At 41.6% G+C, this 1,657-nt stretch carries 1 protein-coding gene; it reads left to right on the forward strand.

Annotation, left to right across the window (positions count from 1 at the left end):
• Positions 1-337 precede the first annotated feature (337 nt).
• Positions 338-1,591 (forward strand): IS110 family RNA-guided transposase, encoded by a 1,254-nt coding sequence (locus CLV38_RS13525; RefSeq protein ID WP_106196508.1) that lies wholly within the window; start codon positions 338-340, stop codon positions 1,589-1,591.
• Positions 1,592-1,657 lie beyond the last annotated feature (66 nt).

Genomic DNA, 1,657 nt, shown 5'->3' on the forward strand with positions numbered 1-1,657 from the left:
CCTCGTATTATAAGTTTATGGTACTAATCTTAGTTAGTATTGCTTGGATATTCTGGGATATTCCCTAATAATAGGGCCATGGAATAGGTCCACCGGGAATCTGCTATCACTCCTTGTAGCTCGACTACATGTAAAGTCTGTATCCCGGCAAATCGATGTACTTTAAACGCATAAGCTGTACGAGACTGTTTCGACGACTAGCGTCGTAGCGCTAGGGGTGTGGCTGTCGATTCGGTCTATACTGTACTCATTCGCGAGGTTGAGGCACGCGATTTGCTTTAGGGGTATCCCAGAGTATCTAAGCATATTCCAAATCCACAGAAAGGAGGTCCTTCCCATGAAATTGTTCATTGGTTTAGACGTGAGCTCGACTAAGCTAGATACGTGCTTTCTAACTAGCGAATCCACGGTTTTGTTAGAAATGTCAGTTTCTAACGATTTAACAGGTGCTTATGAAATTAAAGCCCGTGTACTTGATTATCTCAAGCAGTTTGATTTCACTCGTATAGTCATTGGGTTAGAAGCCACTGGTCAATACAGTTCTCTTCCTGCCCTGTTCTTCCACGAGGATGAGGAACTGCGTTCCTTTGGTGTAGAAACAACAGTCGAAAACCCTCGTAATGTCCATCGTTTTATGAAAGTATTTACAGAAGATAAAAACGATCGACTAGATGCCTTTCATATCGCTGATTATTTACGACTTGAACGTTTCCACACATCGCCAATCAAGGAAGAACAATATATCGCCCTACAATCTTTGACTCGAGCACGTTTTGATCTTATTCAAGATATGACACGGACGAAACAACATTTCTTAAATATTTTATATATGAAATGTAATGTCCTACAGCGTGAATTAAAGTCGGATAGCGGCTCAACATCTGTTTTCAGCTCTACAATCATTGAGCTCTTTACAACAGATTACACACTTGATGAAATTGGTTATATGCCTCTAGAAGAGTTAGTAGACCTCTTACAAGAAAAAGGGCGTGGTCGTTTTCGAGAACCCGAAAATCTGGCTAAACGACTTCAAAAAGCTGTGAGAAATTCTTACCGATTAAGTAAGACCGTACAGGACTCGATTGATAGCGTCCTAGCCTCTCAAGTCCGCATTATCCGGACATACCAGGATGAAATAAAAGCTTTGGATAAAGCAATAGTCGATATTCTAGAGATCATTCCAGAGTCCAAGAGCTTACTCAGTATTCCAGGTATCGGACCCGTGTATACCGCCGGTATACTTGCGGAAGTTGGACAGATTGACCGGTTTGCGGATCAGGCCAAATTTGCTAAATATGCGGGCTTGTATTGGCCTAAGAGTCAGTCTGGACAGTTTAAAAAAGAATCGACACCACTATCCAAACAGGGAAATCGCTATTTACGTTATTACCTGATTGAAGCCACCAATTCGGTAAGACGTCATGTCCCTGAGTATTCTGATTATTATCAGAAGAAATACAAGGAAGTACCAAAGCATCAACATAAACGAGCCCTCGCGTTAACAGCCAGAAAATTTGTGCGTTTGGTGGATAAACTACTACGAGACCACCAACTCTATACGCCCCCAAGGAGGGATATAGAACATTCATAAAATGAATGTCGCAACTCCTTTTGCACTCGCTATAGAGAACTAGCGTTCTCTATAGTTTGACGGTTT

It is taken from the genome of Alkalibacterium olivapovliticus (assembly GCF_003003275.1).
In the GTDB taxonomy this organism is placed as follows: Bacteria; Bacillota; Bacilli; order Lactobacillales; family Carnobacteriaceae_A; genus Alkalibacterium; species Alkalibacterium olivapovliticum.

Excerpts from the sequence above, each read along its gene's own strand:
- CLV38_RS13525 (WP_106196508.1), top strand. The coding sequence starts at position 338 with ATGAAATTGTTCATTGGTTTAGACGTGAGCTCGACTAAGCTAGATACG.